Here is an 18223-nt window from a genome sequence, read left to right on the forward strand (position 1 = left end):
TTCAGCGATCTGCCGCTGTGCGGCGCAACAAGACCAGAGAGAGGATAACCATCAGGGTAAAGGAAAGTGTTTTCGCGGCGATCGATTCGGACGATGACGCGACCAGGATGAAATAAAAGACGACCCATCCCCCTTCCTTGCGCGATGCCTTGGCGATGCTTTTGCACAGGCAGAAAAGACCAGCCAGAAAGATCGTCGTGCTGAGCAAACCGTAATGGGCGACCAGGCTGACCCAGAAGCTTTCAATGCCATATTCAAGGCCAAGCTGACGCTTGAGCGTGGTTATCAGTTCGGCGTCGGGGCCGAAAATGAGATCGTGCATAGGTAGTTCGGCGAGCAACACGAACATTTCTAAACGGGTCTTCGCCGATCCGTCATCGTCAAGGAAGCGGGCGACGAACTGATCGAAAAGACCTGCATCAAAGGCAAGGGCGACTGCGGTCGCGAGCAGCGGCACGGCAATGGCAAAGAGCCCGGCCGCCATGGCGGTCAATCGCTTCTCGCGAACGGCGCGCACAAACCACAAGACAATGATCACGGCGGCGAACGGGACCACCAGAACGGCGGCCGCACGACCGCCAAACACCACCAGCGCCAGAACCTGCAACATGAGGGCCGGCGCGCGCAGGGTTGGTGCCAGATCGCGTCCGCCGCCCAGAAGAAAGCTGATGACGTAGCAGCCAATGGCCGCCGCGTTGGCAAGCGGATGACCGAAGATGGCACTCGGGCGCCAGTCGCTCGTCAGTTCAGCGCCGCTGACAATCAGCGGTGTCAACCGCCAGCCACTGCCTAACTCGACGATGCCGAGCAGGGCATTGAGCGCGAAGATCAGATGGATGGCGACTGCCAGTCGACGCAGCGTTTGCTCGTCAAGACGCGCGAGCAGCACGAGCAGGAAGGGCGGCAGCAGGAATGTATCGATGATGTTGGTGAAAGGTCCTTTGAGGACGAGCGAAATATGCACCAGAAGAAACAGCCAGGCGACGAGAAACAGCAGCAACCCATGATGGCGTCGCACGATATCGTCAATCGCGATAAACGGATTACCCGGCGCGCACAGAAGAGCCAGCATCGCCAACGACGCGATATAGGTCGCGGGATGAATCTTTGTCAGAGGCAACCCGCCCTCAACATCGTAGGGAATACCCAGTGCCGACAGGGCCAGATTGGAAATCATGAGCGCTACCAGCACGGCAATGATGCTGCATACCACCGCCATCGTCTGAAAGAGATTGTGGCGGCGCGCCGTTGCGGGAACGTAATAGATTGCCTCGCTCATGATGCTCACACCGGCTCATAACGCTTGACGATGTCGGGCGATGCCATGTTGAGAATGACGCCGGCAAGTTTGTGCTGTGGCAGGCGCAGCGCATCCAGTGCTTCCTCGACCGCCTCACGCCGCGTGGAATTGGCGCGGACGATCAGCACCGTGCGATCAATCAGATCACCAAGCGTGCGCATGGATGCCTCGGCAATAGCCGGCGCGCCATCGACAAGAACGACGTCATACTGTCTGGCGGCAGCGGCAAAAAGACGTTCCCACTGGATACGGGTCGGACGCGGCGCGGCCTCGTCGTTGCTGACTGGCAGGATGGAGAGGTTTTCACCGCCGCTGACAACCGCCTTGGCGAGTTCGACGCGCTCGCTCAGAACGCCAAGCAGGCCAAGACTTGCCTGTGGGGCGATACGACGCGAGAGAGCCGAGCGTGTGAGATCGCCATCGATCAGCAACACACGTTCGCCATGCCCTGCCAGGGTGAGAGCGAAATTGTGCGACAGGGTGGTCTTTCCTTCCCCCGCCTCGGCTGACACCATGAGAAACGTTCGCGCCTTGGCGTTCTGCCGCTCTTCACGCAGGCAGTCGCGCAAACGATAGAGCGCGGCGGTGAACGCCCGGCCATCGGCAAGCGTCGTCTTTTTGGCCCGACGCAGGAAGGGGAGATTGGCTGCAAGGACAGTCCCGTGATCATCGCGCGCCACGAGCGGAATGGCGGCCAGAAGATCAAGCCCGATATGGCGACGGATGTCCTTGCCACTGCGGAACGTGTCGTCGAAATGCTCGCGCAGCAAGGCCAGCGTGGCGCCAAGCCCCGCGCCAAAGAACAGGGCAATGCCGAGGATCAGCAGGCGAGGCGGAAAACTCGCACCGTCGGGAACCACTGCCGGGGCAATGATACGCGCAGTATTATAGCTCAGGCGCTCCTGTTCGCTCGTCTGTTTGGCGCGGATGAGGAAGGCCTCATAAAGCGCGCGGCTGGCCTCGACCTCGCGATCAAGTTCGCGCAGCTTGATCTTCGCACCATCGGTCGCGGTCGACTGCAGCTGGAGGCGATCAAGTTCACGGCTCAGTGTCTGTTCGCTGGCGCGCGCTGCGTCGCGGTCGCTGCGCGCTGAGTCAGCGATCCGCTTCAGCTCTTCGCCGATGAGGGCGCGGATATTCTGGAGCTGGGCACGGACGGCTGCGACCGATGGGTGGCGTGGCCCCAGCGTGTTGCTGAGGTCAACCTCACGACGGCTGATTTCCGCAAGCTGCGCGCGGAGCGCCTGAACCACATTGGACGCAAGCGCATCGCTTAACGCGCCGGTATCGCCGCCAGCACGAATGACGCGCTGGAGCTGCTCATAGCGCGCATCGCTTTCGGAAACGCGGGCGCGCGCCAGAACAAGCCGCTGGTTGAGTTCGGAGAGCTGCTGTTCGCCAACCAGCGTTCCCTTGGCGGCAACAATGCCGTTGGCACTGCGGAAAGCCTGCACCTTGTCCTCGGCAGCGCGGACATTATCACGCAGCGCATCGAGCCTGGAGGTCAGTTCGCCGGTTGCCTGGCGCGTCACAGCGCGGGCGGCCTCGTTCTGGTCATCGATATAGGCTTCGGCAATCGCATCGGCGAGGCGGGCGGCCTTTTGCGGCTCGCGTGACGTCACGCGGGTTTCGATGACATAGGTCTTCTCGGCACGCCTTACGGACACACGCCGCTGCAGGACATCAAGCGCGCGCGCCGCCGGATCGGTGTGATCAGTCTTGGTGCTGCCGCCCAACATGCGACGAAGCGCCGATGACAGCCCGCCCGAGGTGCTGACGGCGCCGAACTCTGTATCCTGAGCGAGGTTCTGCGCATCGACGACACGGCGCAGCACCGTTTCCGATGTCAGCAGTCTGAGCTGGCTTTCGATCAGCGAGGTATCGATGCCGATGCCGCCGGTGCGCACTTCCGTCTGCAATACTTTCTGGTCGCGCGGATCAATCAGAAGCTGGGTTGAGGCGGTAAAGAGCGGCGGCGTGACAATCAGAAAACCGATCGCGGCAAGGACAGCCGCCACCAGCGTTGCCAGAACCGTCATCCGGCGCTGCTTCAGCACATTCACAAGTCCGCGCAAATCAAGGCCGTCGGCCGCGCCAGCGTTTGGCGCTGATTGCTGCGGCCGTGGCGGCCACGTCTCGACGTGAGGCATTTCGGCACTGTGAACGGTCATATCGTTACTCCAAACCTAGTTGAGCCTGTGCCAATGCGGAACAATGCTCTCGGCTTAACGTGAGCGCAGCAAGGCCTGTGCCAGCTAACCGCGCGACGCGAGATTGCCGGGCTCAAGGCCAGGCGTTGATGGTGGGAACCGCTCCCCTTTGGTGGAGCCCGCAAAGCGGGCGCGGGCGAGGCGGGCAAGAAAGACGAGATTGCCGAGCAGATAGCGGCGCCACAGACGTGCCGGTTCGAGGATGAGGCGAAAGAGCCATTCAAGCCCGGCGCGGCGCATCACACGAGGAGCACGCGGTACAACGCCAGCAAGAAAATCGAACAGGGCGCCAACGCAGATCGCCAACTCGCAATTGAAGGCGGAGAAATGTTGCTCAACGAATTTTTCCTGGTCGGGATTGCCCAGCGCCACCAGCAGAAGATCGGCGCCGGAGGCGCGCACAGTTTGCAGAACAGCCGGTATGTCGGCAGGAGCAAAATACCCATGATGGAACCCGACCACGTCGTGCGGCCAGTCGCGCAGCTTCATCGCCGCCGCAGCGCGCTCAGCGATGCCCGGCCGACCACCCAGCAGGAAGATACGGAAGCGATGGCGCGATGTGCTCAGATAACGCGGAACGAAGTCCGTGCCGTTGAGGTTGGCGTTGAACCGCCGGCCAAACAGAATGCGAGCGGCGATATCGACCCCTATGCCATCGTTGAGAACCATGAAGCGGTTGAGGCAGGAGCGGAAATCGTGATCGCGCGCGGCGATATTGCTGCCATGGGCGTTGAGGAAGGCAAGCTTGACCCGGTGCCCCCTGCCGATTTCATCGTCAATGGTGGCGACCGCGGTTTCAGCGCGCGCGTTTACCACGCCAACGCCCATGATATTCAGACGGGCAATCGTCTCAGTATTTTCGTCCTGTGACCCGTTATGGTGTAAAAAATGTTGATTCATAACTATTCCTCACCCAAATCGTGCCGCGGTGACACAAAGCGATGCCCGCAGCGCTGCGCTGGTTAAGGATTTGCAAAGGATGTACCGACCGCCAGGTGCACTGTGCCGCCGGGCCGTCTGAAGGATGACCAACCGGTGTTAAGGTAAAGATCCGGGAGGGGGTGCAGATTATTGCACCGTGCACTGGCGCTTTGCGTAGGTTCAGCGCGACATGGGATTTTCGCGGGGTGCGCCGTTAAACACCTTCCTATTGTCGATCACCTGAAGCGCGATCTCAACCGGGCGATTGCTCGTAATTTAATCGTATCAAGACTTTCTTCATCGCTTCGCCTTAATCTCAACTCCCCAAGTGTTGTGAAGTGAGTACGGCGTGATGTCCACCACCGGGCTGGCCGATTCTTCGACCGTTGCGGCGCGGCTAGCTGAGTTCCGGGTTCTTGATGGGCTCAACCCGCGAGCCGTGCGGCAGGTAGCGCGCATGGGATCATGGCTTTGCCTGCCAGGTGGCCTTGAGCTTGCCCGCGAGGGCAGCCATGACCGCTCCCTCTTTTTCATTCTCTCCGGAACCATGAGCGTTCAGGTCAGCGACGGGCGCGGAGCGCTTGAATGCGTCGCCCATGTGCCTGCCGGCGAGACCGTAGGCGAAATGTCGCTCCTTTCGGATGAACCCCACAGTGCGCGGCTGATTGCGCACCGCGACTGCGAGATCTTCGTCCTGGGGCGCGACGCTTTCGAGCGCATTGCCGCGCACCATCCGCAGATCCTGCGCAATCTGTCGCTGCTGCTGATCGAGCGACTGCGCCGCACCACCTCGCGCGCCCTGCTGCATCCACGCTGCCGCGCCATTGCGCTGCTTGGTGAAGGGCATCGTGACGAGGTCCACGATATCGCGATGCGGTTGCTGCCGGCGTTGAAAAACCTCGGCCTGTCGGTCGAGTGTCTTGATGCCACGGCCCAGGGCCGCCCGGCTGAATGGTACCAGAGGCTCGAAGCGCACCACGACATCCTTCTTTATCTCGCCAGCGAGCAGGACACGGTATGGTGGCGGCAGGCTGAACGTCAGGCTGACCGCATCATGCTGGTTGGCAAGGGGGAGCGGCCGCCGCCGGGCAACAATGAAGTGCGTGCGCACAAGCCGGCTGACCGGATTGTGCTTGGTGATGACTTGATGCCGGTCGAGACGACCAGCTTGCGGCCGGTCGCAGGGCTTCGCCATGTGGTGCGCCGCGGCGTCGCGCGCGATATCAACAGGCTGGCACGCCATCTTTCCGGGCGCGCTGTGGGGCTCGTGCTGTCAGGGGGCGGCGCCCGCGGATTTTCCCATGTAGGTGTCTATCGCGCGCTGACGGAAGCCGGCGTGCCGATCGATGCCATTGGCGGCACCAGCATGGGCGCGCTGATTGCGGCTGGAATTGCACGCGAATGGGATGTCGCCGAACTCCAAGCCCGGCTCAAGGCCGCCTTCGTCACCTCAAATCCGATTTCGGACTTCACCCTGCCAACCGTCTCGTTCTTCGGCGGGCGCAAGGTCCGCAGCCTGCTGGAGCGCAATTTCGGGCCGATCAAGATTGAAGACCTTGCCCTGCCCTATCTCTGCGTCACCGCTGATCTCACATCGGGCAGCGATGTGGCCCATCGCACCGGTCTGCTTTCCGAGCGGCTGGCGGCAAGCGTCGCCCTGCCGGGGCTCCTGCCGCCGGTTGTCATCGATGATCACATCCATGTCGATGGCGGCATCATGAACAATCTGCCGGTCGATCATATGCGCCGGCTTACCACCGGCCCGATCATCGCGGTTGATGTTTGTGGCGATACGTCGCTGGGTGGCGCGCGCGGCACGATCCCTGGCATCCTGTCGATCCTGGCGCGCACCGGCACTGTCGGCAATGAATGGCAGCGCCGCGAGGCAAGACGCCAGGCAAGCATCCTGATCGAGCCCAGCGTGTCGATGGTGGGGTTTCGCGACTGGCCGCTTTTTGATCGCGCTGCGGCGATTGGCTATGAGACCACGTGCCGCAGTCTTGAAACATGTGCCGACAGCTTTGCCGCATTGACGGCGCTGGCCAACAAATCGGCGGCGTAACCACCTCCCAGCCTGCATTGAAAACGTCACGTTTCACGCCTAGCCTTTTGCCGGTAGCGGCAGGGGGCACGACCAATGAAACTGATCACGACGGCATGGCTGGCCATCAGCACCATCGCATGCACCTTTGGGACGGCGGGGCATTTGTCCGCCCAGACCATTTTTCCGGTGGATCGCGCCCGCTTTCTCGTTGGCTCGCGGCTTGATGTCAAAATCGAGTTTCAGGGCGTGGTCACGGCCGATAAAATCAAGCTGTCGATCAATGGCGCGGACGCAGCCGGCGTTCTTGGCAAGCAAGGCCAATTGATCGAGCGCGAAGATGGCGCTGAGCGGTCGTCCGTCCTGTTTCGGGATGTGAGCCTGACCAAGCCCGGCAGTTATAAGGTGGAGGCAAGCGACGGCGTGCTCAGCGGGCAAGTGGTCTGGGAAGTCTATGACACACCTGAACCACGCCGCGCCAAGAACGTGATCCTGTTCGTTGGGGATGGTCTGTCGAATGCGCATCGTGTTGCCGCCCGCGTCCTCTCCAAAGGCATCACGGAAGGGAAATATCGCGGCAAGCTGGCGCTCGACACCATGCCGGCGACGGCGCTTGTCGCGACGTCGGGTGTTGATTCCATCATTACCGATTCCGCCAATTCGATGAGCGCCTACACGACGGGGCATAAATCCAGCACTAACGCGCTTGGCGTCTACGTCTCGCGCGCGCGATCCAACACCGATCATCCCAAAGTCGAGACCATCACCAGCCTCGTTCAGCGTCGCCTGGGCATGGCGGTCGGCATCGTCACCAACACCGAAATCGAGGACGCGACGCCCGCCGCCATGGTGGCTCATACGCGCCGGAGAGCCGATTACAATATCATCGTTCAGCAGATATTCGAGGCCAGACCCGACGTCATCCTGGGGGGCGGCAGCGCCAACTTCCTGCCGAAATCGACGCCGGGCTCGCGGCGCAATGATGAGGAGGATTATATCGGGAAATTCCGCTCCGCCGGCTATGAGTATGTTGCAACGGCAACCGAGCTTGCCGCCCTCAGCGCCAAACCCGAGACCACGAAGCTGCTTGGTCTCTTCAACAGCGGCAACATGGACGGCGTGCTCGACCGGCGCTTCCTCAAGGGTGGATCGGTCAAGAAATTCCCCGACCAGCCCGATCTGACCGATCAGGTGCGCGCGGCGCTGTCGATCCTGGCGAAGAACGACAAGGGCTTCTTTCTCATGGTGGAGAGCGGCCTCATCGACAAATACACCCACGCGCTTGATATGGAGCGCGCCGTCTACGACACGATCATGCTGGATAATGCGGTGAAGATCGCCCGCGATTTTGCCGCACCTCGCAACGATACGCTGATCCTGGTGCTCGCCGACCATACCCACCCGATCGGCATCGTCGGCGTCATGCATGATGACATGCAGGGCGCGCTGCCCAACGCGCCGTTGCGCGAGCGACTGGGCGTCTACGCTCAGGCCGGATACCCCAATTATCCCGCTCCCGATGCGCAAGGCTATCCCGACCGCGTTGATGTGAGCCGCAGGCTGGCGATCTTCTCAGCCAGCATTCCTGATTATTACGAGACGTTCCGTCCCAAGCTGGATGGGCCTAACGCACCCTCGCTCGCCGGCCAGGGTGAAGGGGCGACGTCCCGTCCCAATCCGAAATATGCCGACGCTCCGGGCGCGCTGCTGGTGCGCGGCAATCTGCCGTCGAATGCCAATTCCGACGTGCACAGCGCCGAGGATACGCTATTGTCGGCGGCAGGCCCCGGCAGCGAACGCGTCCAAGGCTTTCTCGACAACACCGAAGTATTCGAAGTGATGGCGCGTGCGCTGGCGCTTGGCAACGTGCCCTGACGACGGACATGCGGGAGCGGGCAGCGCTCCCGCTCAGTCGCGCAGCAATTCGTTGATCGACGTTTTGGAGCGGGTTTTTTCGTCAACCCGCTTGACGATCACCGCACAATAAAGCGACGGACCCCAATTCTCGCCCGGGAGCGCCTTGCCGGGAAGCGAGCCTGAGACCACGACCGAATAGGGCGGCACGCGGCCGATGTGGATTTCACCTGTCGTGCGATCCACGATCTTGGTGGAGGCGGAAATGAATACGCCCATCGACAGAACGGAACCCTCGCCGACGATGACGCCCTCCACCACTTCCGAGCGGGCGCCGATGAAACAATTATCCTCGATGATCGTCGGATTGGCCTGCAATGGTTCGAGCACGCCGCCGATGCCAACGCCGCCCGACAGATGAACGTTCTTGCCGATCTGGGCGCAGGAGCCAACGGTTGCCCAGGTATCGACCATGGTGCCGCTGTCGACATAGGCGCCGACATTCACAAAACTTGGCATCAGCACGACGCTTGGCGCGATAAAAGCCGAGCGCCGCACCACCGCATTCGGGACGGCGCGGAAGCCGGCTGAAGAAAATTGCGCCGCGTCCATCGAAGCGAATTTAGACGGCACCTTGTCCCACCAGCCACCGCCGCCCGGCCCGCCCGACACCAGCGCATTGGGCGTCAGGCGGAAGGAGAGGAGAACGGCTTTCTTCAGCCATTGATGCACGAGCCAATCGCCATTGATCTTTTCAGCAACCCGCGCCTTGCCGCTGTCGAGCGCCTCCAGAGCGTGCTCGACGGCCTCGCGCACCTCGCCGGTCGTTTGCTCGTTGACACTGGCACGATCGTCCCAGGCGGCATCGATGATACGGCTTAATTCACTCATGGCGTTCCCTCTTCCCAGCCGCTCTTTGCCTGCTTGAGCATGAAGCGTCAATTACCTGCCGCACCAACAGGCTGATGGCGGTTCACCTGCTGTAGAAAACCTGCAAGATCGCTGGTGACATGATCGATATGGCGGCGCTCGGTATCGCCAACGATATTCCATTCGGCATGAACGGTTGGCGCGGCAATGCCGGACGGGGTCACCAGGACGGTGCGCATGCCAAGCGCGTGCGGCACGGCGAGGTTATGCGCCAGGTCCTCGAACATGGCAGCGTGCACGGGATCGATGCCGTGGCGCGCCAGAAAGCGCTCATAGGCGTGCGGTTTCGGCTTGGGCGTGAAGTCAGCGTCGGCGATGTCGAAAATATCATCGAAATGCGACAGAATCTCCAGACGCGAGGCAATCGTCTCGGCATGGCGGCGTGAGCCATTGGTGAGGATGAAGCGCCGTCCCGGCAGGCGCGACAAGGCAGCAGACAGAGCAGGCGCCGGCAGGATCGCTGAATGATCGATATCATGGACAAACGCCAGATAGGGCGCGGGGTCGATGCCATCGACCGTCATCAGCCCGTTCAGAGATGTCCCGTGCTGGCGATAATAATATTTCTGCAACTGACGGGCCGACATGCCATCGATGCCATGGAAATGCGCGATCCATGCGGTGATGCGCTGATCAACCTGCTGAAACAGGTTGATCTCGGGCGGGTAGAGGGTGTTGTCGAGATCGAATATCCATTCACGGACATGGTCGAACACTGCAGGCTGAGCCAAGGATCGCCTCAGCGCTTGATCAAAGTACCCGAGCCGTGCTCGGTGAAGAGTTCCAGCAGGACGGCGTTGGCCACCTTGCCATCGAGGATGACAACCGCCTCGACGCCGCGCTCGATGGCATAGATGCAGGTCTCGATCTTGGGGATCATGCCGCCGGTGATGGTGCCATCCTTCATCAGCGCGCGGCACTCCTCAATCGACAATTCCTTGATGAGCTCCTTGTTCTTGTCGAGTACGCCTGGAACGTCGGTCAGAAGGAGAAGGCGCTTGGCCTTCATGGCGCCGGCGATCGCCCCGGCGAACGTGTCGGCGTTGACATTGTAGGTCTCGCCCTTGTGCGAGGTGCACACAGGGGCCAGCACCGGGATCAACTCGCGGCGGACGATGGTGTCGAGCACCGTGGTATCGACGCTTTCCGGCTCGCCAACGAAGCCGAGATCGACCACTTTTTCGATCTGCGAGCCGGGATCGACGACAGTGCGGGTTGCCTTCACCGCACGCACCATATTGCCATCCTTGCCGCACAGGCCGATTGCCTTGCCACCCGCATCGTTGATGTAGCCGACGATCTGCTTGTTGAGCGATCCGGCAAGCACCATCTCGACCACCTCGACGGTGGCGGCGTCGGTGATGCGATGACCGGCAGCAAACGAGCTCTTGATACCGAGCTTTTCCAGCATGGCGGAGATCTGCGGGCCGCCGCCGTGGACAACGATGGGGTTGATGCCCACCTGCTCCAGCATCACCATGTCGCGGGCAAAGGAGCGCGCCTTGGCCTCATCGCCCATGGCATGACCGCCATATTTCACGACGATGATCTCATCATCGTAATGCTGCATGTGCGGGAGGGCTTGCGTGATGATCCGCGCCTGTGACTGCGGATCGATGAGGTCGTCCATGGCGCTCTCCTCAATGTGGCTGGCGAAGCGAATAGCCGTTTCAGCAGCAACGATCAACGCGCCATTGCCCGCCTTCCCTATCAGGCTCGTTCACAGCCCCGGCATGGTGGCGATGGCGGCACGCAATTCCGCCAAACCCCAGCCTTTTTCCGATGATGTCGACAGAAACAAGGGATGAGCGGCCGGCCGTTTGGCAAGTGCGAGCCGTGTCGCCTCGAGGCGGGGAGCGATCTCGGTCGGCTTCAGCTTGTCGAGCTTGGTCAGCACCACCTGATAGCCAACCGCCGTCTTGTCCAGCAAATCCATCACCTCGACGTCGACCTTGCCGGGACCGTGGCGGGCATCAATCAGCAGCAACAGGCGGGCGAGATTGGGGCGCCCGCGCAGGTAGGAGATGACGAGATCGGTCCAGGCGGCGACCTTTTCGCGAGGCGCTGCGGCATAGCCATAACCCGGCATGTCGACGAGATGGATGCGCTCGCCAAGCGTGAAGAAGTTGATTTCCTGGGTGCGCCCCGGCGTGTTCGACGTTTTGGCAAGCGTCCGGCGCCCGGTCATGGCGTTGACAAGCGAGGATTTGCCGACATTCGAGCGCCCGGCAAGCGCCACCTCGACGCGGCTGTCGATCGGCGGCAGACCTTCAAGCGCCACCACGCCTTTGACGAAACCGCTTGGTCCGGCAAACAGCAAACGGCCAGCCTCGAGCGCTGCCGCGTCGAAAGGCGGTTCGGCATAAAGCTCCGGCGGGTCAGATGCCGCCATTGTTCAAGGTACGGCCCGTGACATCACGATTTCTTTTCCGCACTCTTGCCGAACATCGAGGCAATATTGTCCCACAGCTCCACCTTCACGCCCTGCTTGCGCATCATCATGTATTGCTGCGTCACCGACAGAAGATTATTCCACGCCCAATAGATAACGAGACCGGCGGGGAAGGAGGCCAGCATGAACGTGAAAATAACAGGCATCCAGGTGAACATGGTTTTCTGAACCGGATCGGGCGGATCAGGGTTCATCTTCATCTGGATGAACATGGTGACGCCCATGATGATCGGCCAGGCACCCATCTGCAGGAATTCCGGCATCTGCACGGGGATGAGCCCAAAAAGCGTGAAGAGATTGGTCGGGTCAGGCGCCGAGAGATCCTTGATCCAGCCAATGAATGGCGCATGGCGCATCTCGATGGAGACGAAGATCACCTTGTAGAGCGCGAAAAAAACCGGAATCTGGATGAGCACCGGCAGGCAGCCCGACAAAGGATTGATCTTCTCGCGCTTGTAAAGCTCCATCATCTCCTGCTGCTGCTTCATTTTATCGTCGGGATAGCGTTCACGCAGCGCGACCATTTCGGGTTGAACTTTCTTCATCCGCGACATGGATTCATATGATTTGTTGGCAAGCGGATAAAAGACCGCCTTGATCAACACTGTCACCAGGATGATTGACCAACCAAAATTACCAAAAACGTGGAAAAAATAATCGATAATCCAGAAGAGAGGCTTGGTAAGAAAGTAGAACCAGCCCCAGTCGATGAGCAGGTCGAAACGGTCGATACCGAGGGTGGTGCGATAATTATCAACGACCGTTACTTCCTTGGCGCCGGCAAAGACACGGTGCGAGAACGTGATCGTGGAGGCGGGCGCAAGCGTGCGCGCGCTGCCTAAAACATCTGCCTGATAGATTTCGCCCGCGCCAGCACCCGAGGCGTTGAAACGTCCCTGAACGGCTTCCGCCTGTTCGGGGATGATTGTCGCGGCCCAGTATTTATCCGTGATGCCAACCCAGCCGCCAGTCGCCTTTTCCGTATATTGGGAGGCCTTCTTGATGTCAGCGTAGGTGTATTCCTTCAGGCCTGCCTGACCGAGAACGCCGATCAACCCTTCATGCAGGATGTAGAAACCGGCAACCTTCGGCGTGCCATGGCGGGAGACAAGGCCGTAGGGGTAAAGCGTCAGAGTGTCGCTGCCGGTGTTGCGGACCTCTTCGTTGATGGTGAACATATAGGCATCATCAACCGCGTAGGTGCGACGAAACTGCTGACCCTTGCCGTTATCGTAGACGAGTGTCACCGGCGTTGACGGGCTGAGGGCGCCACTGCCCTCCTGGCGCCACAGCGTGTCCGCGCCCGGCATGCCCGACCCTGCGGCCCCCACAACCCCTGTTTCGGCATAAAACGCAGCGGCCGTGCCGGAAGGCGAGAAAAGCGTGATCAGCGGGCTGCCGGGGTCAACCGTCTCGCGGTATCCGGTCAGCTTCAGATCATCAATGCGACCACCCTTGAGGGAGAGCGAGCCCTGCAGGCGAGCGGTGTTGATGGCAACCCGTGGCCCTGCCGCCAGCGCGGCCTCTCGCGTCAAAACGCCTGTCGGAGATGGATTGACAGGTGCTGGTGCGGCGCCAGGCGATGTGGGGACAGGTGGTGCGCCAGGCGCGGCGGTATTGGTTTGAGGCGCAGTGGTGCCTCGCGGTGCGGCTACCTGTTCGGCCGCCTGTTTCAGGCGCTCCTGCTCGACGCGGGGATTGACCACCAGAAACTGCCAGCCAAGAAGGACCAGCAGCGACAGGGCAAACGCCAGGATCATATTGCGTGTGTTATCGTCTTTCATAATCGATCGCTTCCATGACCGGTCGCATTGCTCTGAGGCGCGGTGACGCCCTGTGTTGCAGCTCTCTCACCGTGCCCTCGCGCCTCGGCAGAGGCATGGGCGCGCTGAAGGGATTTGCTGAAGTCTCGCATCAACTGGCGAAAATCAAGTGACAATGCATCGCGCCGGCCAATGAGGACGTAGTCAAAGCCCGGCCGGGCATCCATATCTGCGGCAAGACGGACAATTTCGCGCAGGCGCCGACGGATACGATTGCGCTCAACGGCGTTACCGGTTTTCCTGGTGACGGTGAACCCAAATCGCGCCGGCCCTTCTCCCCGCGCCAAAGCTTCGCCACGCGCCTTGGCCTGAACGCTGAAACCACGCGATGACGCCCGCGCGCCGGTCGCGGCGGCAAGAAATTCCCGGCGTTTCGTCAGACGTTCGATGGAAATCACGTCCGACGCGTTCCGTCCCTCAAGCCGACAAGCGCTTGCGACCACGAGCCCGACGCGCTGCAATGACCTTGCGCCCCCCATTGGTGGCCATGCGCGAACGAAAACCGTGACGACGCTTGCGCACGATCTTGGAGGGTTGATAAGTGCGCTTCATTCTCTGTTCCGCGCCCGGCGCGGCCTCTTTCTCGACGGGCGAGCGACTGCGCCACGAACGCAATCACATCGCCAAACCAACATCATATCTCGCGGCTCGCATATCTCGCATCTTGGCGACCGCACGGCAGGGCATAAAAAAACCCCGCGCGCAGCAGCAAGCGGAGGCGTGCTTTACTGGCGCGGCTTATACGCAAACGAGCGGCAGGCGTCAATCACGCAAGCTTGCGACCCTCGCCAGCATAAAGATATTGCCCGCTGGTCATCCTCATGCCCTAAGCTGGCGGGATTGCGATGACATGCGGCGAGGGAATTGGCGATGGATAACGAAGCCCCAGGAGCGCTTGCGGCCGGGCCTGACAGGCGGGGGGACGCGGCGGTGACGGATTTGAGCGGGAAACGTAAATCCTTCGCGCCCTGGATCATCGCACTTGTCTTTGTTGGCGTCACAATCGCTATTTTTGCGAGCGGCGTTCATCGTTACCTGTCTTTTTCGACGCTAGTGACCTACCAGGATTCGCTTCATGACATGGTTGCGCGCAATCCTGCCGTGGCGCCGCTGCTGTTCGTGCTGGCTTATGCGCTGGCGGTTGCCTTTTCCATTCCTGGCGCCGTTGTTCTGACGGTGACCAGCGGGTTTCTTTTTGGCGGCATCCTCGGCACCATGCTGACACTCACCGGTGCCACGATCGGTGTCGCCGGCATTTATGCCATCGCTGGTAGCGCCCTTGGGCCTGCTGTCAAACGCCTCGTCGAAGGCCGGCTCGCCAGTATCAATGAAGGGTTTCGCGAAGGGGTCTGGAGCTATCTGTTCTTCCTGCGCCTCGTGCCGCTCTTTCCCTTCTGGGTCGTCAATCTGGCAACGGCTTGCCTGCAGGTGCCGCTTGTTCCGCTGCTGGTCACCACCTTTCTCGGCACCCTGCCGGCAACACTCGCCTTTTCCTTCGCGGGCGCAAGCTTTGCCGAAATCGTTCGCAGTCAGGGCGAGGCGCTGCGCACCTGTCAGGCAAGCGGTGCGACAACATGCGGCGTGACTTTCGACGCATCGCATGTGATTTCGCCGCAAATTCTGGCAACATTCGTTGCGTTAGGGGTCATGGCGCTGGTACCTGTAGCAATGAAAACGTGGCGCCGCCGCAGCAAAAGTGTCGGCAAATTCTGAGCGTGCACGGCTAGGAGCATTGGTTGACCATCATCGCCTGCGATCTTTGTGTCATCGGTGCCGGTTCCGGCGGATTGTCGGTGGCCGCCGCCGCCGCCGCCTTTGGCGTCAACGTGGTCCTGATCGAGCGCGGCAAGATGGGCGGCGATTGCCTGAATACCGGCTGCGTCCCGTCTAAGGCCCTGATCGCGGCCGCTCACCAGGTTCATGCCGCGCGCCATGCCAAGGTCTTTGGCATTGATGCCGACCAGATCACTGTCGATTACGCACGCGTTCACGATCATATCCACGATGTCATCGCCACCATCGCGCCGGTTGATTCGCAGGAACGGTTCGAGAGCCTGGGGGTCACGGTACTGCGTGGCGAGGGACGCTTCGTTTCGCCATCGACCGTCCAGGTTGGCGACAGCACGGTCCGCGCGCGCCGCTTCGTGATTGCCACCGGTTCGCATGCGGCTGTGCCACCGATTCCCGGTCTGAAAGACGTGCCTTATCTGACCAATGAATCGGTATTTGATCTCAAGGCGCTCCCCGCCCGCCTCCTTGTCCTTGGCGGCGGGCCGATTGGCTGCGAGCTTGCCCAATCATTCCAGCGGCTGGGAAGTGCGGTCACGGTCATTGAAATGGCACGGCCGCTGGCCAAGGATGATCCTGAGGCTGCTGCCATCGTCATCGAGGCGATGCGCCGGGACGGCGTTGAATTCATGCTTGGCCGCAAGGCTGGCGCGGTCACACGAGACGGCGACATGATCACCCTCAGTCTGGAGGGCGAGGATGGCAGCGTGTCACAGGTGTCGGGGACGCATCTGCTGGTGGCGACCGGGCGCCGGCCGATCCTTCACGGGCTCAATCTCGAGGCTGGAAACATTGCCTCGACACCGCGCGGCATTACCGTTGACAGCGGGCTGCGCAGTGTGACCAACCGGCGCGTCTATGCGGTGGGCGACGTGGCGGGCGGCGCGCAATTCACGCATGCGGCCAATTATCATGCCGGGCTGGTGATCCGAAACGCCTTGTTCCGCCTGCCTGTCAAGGTCGAGGCGACCGCCATTCCCTGGGCGACCTATACCGAACCGGAGCTGGCGCAAGCCGGGCTGACGGAGGACGCCGCGCGCCGCATGCATGGCGATATTCGCGTCATGAACGCCCCCTTCCACCACAATGACCGGGCGATCGCCGAGCGTGACACGGATGGCTTCATCAAGGCCATCACCACGAAAACGGGACGCGTTCTGGGCGCCACCATTGTGGGACGCGGTGCGGGCGATATTGCGGGGCAGTGGCAAATGGCCGTCAACCAGAAGATGAACATTCGCGCCTTTGCCGGCACCGTCTATCCCTATCCGACGCGCGCAGAAATATCCCGACGCGCGGCGATCGCCTATTTTGCGCCGAGCCTGGCGTCACCTTGGCTGCGCCGCCTGATAGCGCTCCTGCGTCATCTCGGATAGGCCAACATGAACTACTCATCCCCGCCCCCATCACAAAAGCAGTCGGCAGACAGCGTCGAAGACGCGCTCGCTACTCCCTTCATTCAGGGTGGGTTGTCAGAAAAATTGCTCATATTGACTATTTTCTTCGTGCTTCTGGCTGAAATCCTGATCTACATCCCATCGATCAGTAATTATCGGCTGACGCAGCTCCAAGACCATCTATCCGCCGCCCGGACAGCCGCGCTCGTGCTGGATGCAGCGCCCGAAGGGCTGGTGCCGCGCGCGCTCGAATTGCAGATCCTGCAGCAGGTCGGCGCACGGGCGATCATCCTCAAGCGCGGCAACGCACGGCGGCTGCTGGCGTTTTCCGACATGCCGCCGACCGTGAGCACGACATTCGATCTTCGTGATGCGTCACGTATCAAGAGTGTGTTTGATGCCTTTGCCACCCTCTTTGGCACAGGGCCGCAGATCATAGGCCTCATCGGAGACGCACCTCGGGAAGGCGAGTTCGTCGAAATTGTCATGAGCGATGAGGAGCTACGCGCCTCGATGTGGCGCTTTTCGCTCAATATCCTTCTGCTGTCGCTGGTGATTTCGATCTTCACCGCCGCGCTGGTCTATCTCTCGCTTCTGGCACTTTTTGTTAAGCCGATGCGCGAGATATCAGCCAAGATCATGGCGTTCCGCGAGGCACCGGAGGAGCCCAGCGCCATCATGGCGCCCAGCGACCGACAGGATGAAATCGGGCTGGCGGAGCGGGAATTACGCCGCATGCAGCGGCAAATCCAGACAGCGCTGGTGCAGAAAACGCATCTTGCCGCGCTTGGTCTGGCTGTGTCCAAGATCAGCCATGATCTGCGTAACATCCTCGCCTCGGCGCAGCTTTTTTCCGACCGCCTGTCGAGCGTGTCGGAGCCAACCGTGCAGCGTCTGATGCCGCGTGTGATCGGCTCTATCAACCGCGCCATTGCTCTGTGCCAGAGCACGCTTGCCTATGGCCGCGCCGCTGAACCGGCTCCCAACCCACGGCATGTGCGCTTCAAGATGTTGATCGACGATGTCGGGGCAGCGCTTGGCCTTGGCGAGGGTTATCCCGCCTGGATCAATGAGGTCGACGACAAGGCAACCGTCTTTGCTGATCCCGAGCAGCTTTACAGGGCGTTTCTCAATCTTGGCCGCAACGCGGTGGAAGCTTTGCGCGCGCAGCCGCCCAGGAATGGCGGGGCAATTCGTATCGCCATGCGCGCCAGCGAGACGAGCGTGATTATTTCTATGGCGGATAATGGTCCAGGCATTCCGGCAAAAGTACGTGACAAACTGTTTCAACCCTTCGCTGCCAGCGGCAATAAAGGCTCGGGACTTGGTCTTGCCATTGTCGCCGAACTCATTCGCGGCCATGGCGGAACCATCACTCTTCAGCCGTCGCCGGTTGGGACATTGTTTGAAATCGAGCTGCCTGCGCAAACAACGGGCAGGGCGTGATTTTAAGCAAAAAACTAGCTCGACTATCCTTTTTTGCTAAAAATCCGTCTTATGCCTATTT

The 18223-nt window shown here is 60.9% G+C and carries 15 protein-coding genes; 5 read left to right on the plus strand and 10 right to left on the minus strand.

Annotated elements, in window-relative coordinates:
* Position 1: 1 nt before the first annotated feature.
* The 3 genes from ACINK1_RS01240 to ACINK1_RS01250 form a co-directional block, all read right to left on the minus strand.
* Positions 2-1279 carry a VpsF family polysaccharide biosynthesis protein gene (locus ACINK1_RS01240; RefSeq protein ID WP_376799771.1) on the minus strand — a complete coding sequence of 426 codons (1278 nt, stop codon included), beginning with the start codon at positions 1277-1279 and terminating at the stop codon, positions 2-4.
* Between the two features lie 5 nt (positions 1280-1284).
* Entirely contained in the window at positions 1285-3471 is a 2187-nt protein-coding gene (locus ACINK1_RS01245; protein ID WP_376799770.1) for a GumC family protein, read from the minus strand.
* Between the two features lie 84 nt (positions 3472-3555).
* Positions 3556-4410, minus strand: coding sequence for a WecB/TagA/CpsF family glycosyltransferase (locus ACINK1_RS01250; protein WP_376799769.1), 855 nt, complete (start codon positions 4408-4410; stop codon positions 3556-3558).
* A 373-nt stretch (positions 4411-4783) separates the two neighbouring features.
* On the opposite strand from ACINK1_RS01250, the gene ACINK1_RS01255 reads away from it, so the two are divergent.
* Together ACINK1_RS01255 and ACINK1_RS01260 are read left to right on the plus strand one after the other, a co-directional pair.
* Positions 4784-6493, plus strand: a complete 1710-nt coding sequence (locus ACINK1_RS01255) for a patatin-like phospholipase family protein (protein WP_376799982.1) — start codon at positions 4784-4786, stop codon at positions 6491-6493.
* Between the two features lie 75 nt (positions 6494-6568).
* Positions 6569-8347: an alkaline phosphatase gene (locus tag ACINK1_RS01260; RefSeq protein WP_376799768.1), complete on the plus strand. Its 1779-nt coding sequence runs from the start codon at positions 6569-6571 to the stop codon at positions 8345-8347.
* Positions 8348-8380: 33 nt separating this feature from the next.
* On the opposite strand, the gene dapD is transcribed toward ACINK1_RS01260, so the two are convergent.
* From dapD to rpmH, 7 genes are all read right to left on the minus strand, one after another.
* Positions 8381-9217 (minus strand): 2,3,4,5-tetrahydropyridine-2,6-dicarboxylate N-succinyltransferase, encoded by an 837-nt coding sequence (dapD, locus tag ACINK1_RS01265; protein ID WP_376799767.1) that lies wholly within the window; start codon positions 9215-9217, stop codon positions 8381-8383.
* A gap of 47 nt (positions 9218-9264) precedes the next feature.
* Positions 9265-9987 carry a pyrimidine 5'-nucleotidase gene (locus ACINK1_RS01270; protein WP_376799766.1) on the minus strand — a complete coding sequence of 241 codons (723 nt, stop codon included), beginning with the start codon at positions 9985-9987 and terminating at the stop codon, positions 9265-9267.
* Between the two features lie 8 nt (positions 9988-9995).
* Entirely contained in the window at positions 9996-10886 is an 891-nt protein-coding gene (gene argB / locus ACINK1_RS01275; protein ID WP_376799765.1) for an acetylglutamate kinase, read from the minus strand.
* Positions 10887-10976: 90 nt separating this feature from the next.
* A complete protein-coding gene (yihA, locus tag ACINK1_RS01280; RefSeq protein ID WP_376799764.1) occupies positions 10977-11648 on the minus strand; it encodes a ribosome biogenesis GTP-binding protein YihA/YsxC in 672 nt (223 codons plus the stop codon).
* 23 nt (positions 11649-11671) lie between these two features.
* A complete protein-coding gene (yidC, locus tag ACINK1_RS01285) occupies positions 11672-13492 on the minus strand; it encodes a membrane protein insertase YidC (RefSeq protein ID WP_376799763.1) in 1821 nt (606 codons plus the stop codon).
* Entirely contained in the window at positions 13489-13929 is a 441-nt protein-coding gene (gene rnpA / locus ACINK1_RS01290) for a ribonuclease P protein component (RefSeq protein ID WP_376799762.1), read from the minus strand. Before rnpA ends, yidC begins: the two co-directional genes overlap by 4 nt.
* A 19-nt stretch (positions 13930-13948) precedes the next feature.
* Positions 13949-14083, minus strand: a complete 135-nt coding sequence (rpmH, locus tag ACINK1_RS01295) for a 50S ribosomal protein L34 (RefSeq protein ID WP_376799761.1) — start codon at positions 14081-14083, stop codon at positions 13949-13951.
* A gap of 318 nt (positions 14084-14401) precedes the next feature.
* On the opposite strand from rpmH, the gene ACINK1_RS01300 reads away from it, so the two are divergent.
* From ACINK1_RS01300 to ACINK1_RS01310, 3 genes are read left to right on the plus strand one after another with little or no spacing between them, the layout of a single operon-like run.
* Positions 14402-15244 (plus strand): TVP38/TMEM64 family protein, encoded by an 843-nt coding sequence (locus tag ACINK1_RS01300; protein WP_376799760.1) that lies wholly within the window; start codon positions 14402-14404, stop codon positions 15242-15244.
* A gap of 23 nt (positions 15245-15267) precedes the next feature.
* Positions 15268-16695, plus strand: a complete 1428-nt coding sequence (locus tag ACINK1_RS01305) for an NAD(P)/FAD-dependent oxidoreductase (protein WP_376799759.1) — start codon at positions 15268-15270, stop codon at positions 16693-16695.
* A 6-nt stretch (positions 16696-16701) separates the two neighbouring features.
* Positions 16702-18162, plus strand: coding sequence for a sensor histidine kinase (locus ACINK1_RS01310; RefSeq protein WP_395759937.1), 1461 nt, complete (start codon positions 16702-16704; stop codon positions 18160-18162).
* The last annotated feature ends 61 nt before the right edge of the window (positions 18163-18223 follow it).

Origin of the sequence: Raskinella chloraquaticus (SeqCode) (genome assembly GCF_021731865.1) — a bacterium.
In the GTDB taxonomy this organism is placed as follows: domain Bacteria; phylum Pseudomonadota; class Alphaproteobacteria; order Rhizobiales; family UBA4765; genus Raskinella; species Raskinella chloraquaticus.

Excerpts from the sequence above, each read along its gene's own strand:
- ACINK1_RS01240 (WP_376799771.1), bottom strand. The coding sequence starts at position 1,279 with ATGAGCGAGGCAATCTATTACGTTCCCGCAACGGCGCGCCGCCACAAT.
- ACINK1_RS01245 (WP_376799770.1), bottom strand. The coding sequence starts at position 3,471 with ATGACCGTTCACAGTGCCGAAATGCCTCACGTCGAGACGTGGCCGCCA.
- ACINK1_RS01250 (WP_376799769.1), bottom strand. The coding sequence starts at position 4,410 with ATGAATCAACATTTTTTACACCATAACGGGTCACAGGACGAAAATACT.
- ACINK1_RS01255 (WP_376799982.1), top strand. The coding sequence starts at position 4,784 with ATGTCCACCACCGGGCTGGCCGATTCTTCGACCGTTGCGGCGCGGCTA.
- ACINK1_RS01260 (WP_376799768.1), top strand. The coding sequence starts at position 6,569 with ATGAAACTGATCACGACGGCATGGCTGGCCATCAGCACCATCGCATGC.
- dapD (WP_376799767.1), bottom strand. The coding sequence starts at position 9,217 with ATGAGTGAATTAAGCCGTATCATCGATGCCGCCTGGGACGATCGTGCC.
- argB (WP_376799765.1), bottom strand. The coding sequence starts at position 10,886 with ATGGACGACCTCATCGATCCGCAGTCACAGGCGCGGATCATCACGCAA.
- yihA (WP_376799764.1), bottom strand. The coding sequence starts at position 11,648 with ATGGCGGCATCTGACCCGCCGGAGCTTTATGCCGAACCGCCTTTCGAC.
- yidC (WP_376799763.1), bottom strand. The coding sequence starts at position 13,492 with ATGAAAGACGATAACACACGCAATATGATCCTGGCGTTTGCCCTGTCG.
- rpmH (WP_376799761.1), bottom strand. The coding sequence starts at position 14,083 with ATGAAGCGCACTTATCAACCCTCCAAGATCGTGCGCAAGCGTCGTCAC.
- ACINK1_RS01300 (WP_376799760.1), top strand. The coding sequence starts at position 14,402 with ATGGATAACGAAGCCCCAGGAGCGCTTGCGGCCGGGCCTGACAGGCGG.
- ACINK1_RS01310 (WP_395759937.1), top strand. The coding sequence starts at position 16,702 with ATGAACTACTCATCCCCGCCCCCATCACAAAAGCAGTCGGCAGACAGC.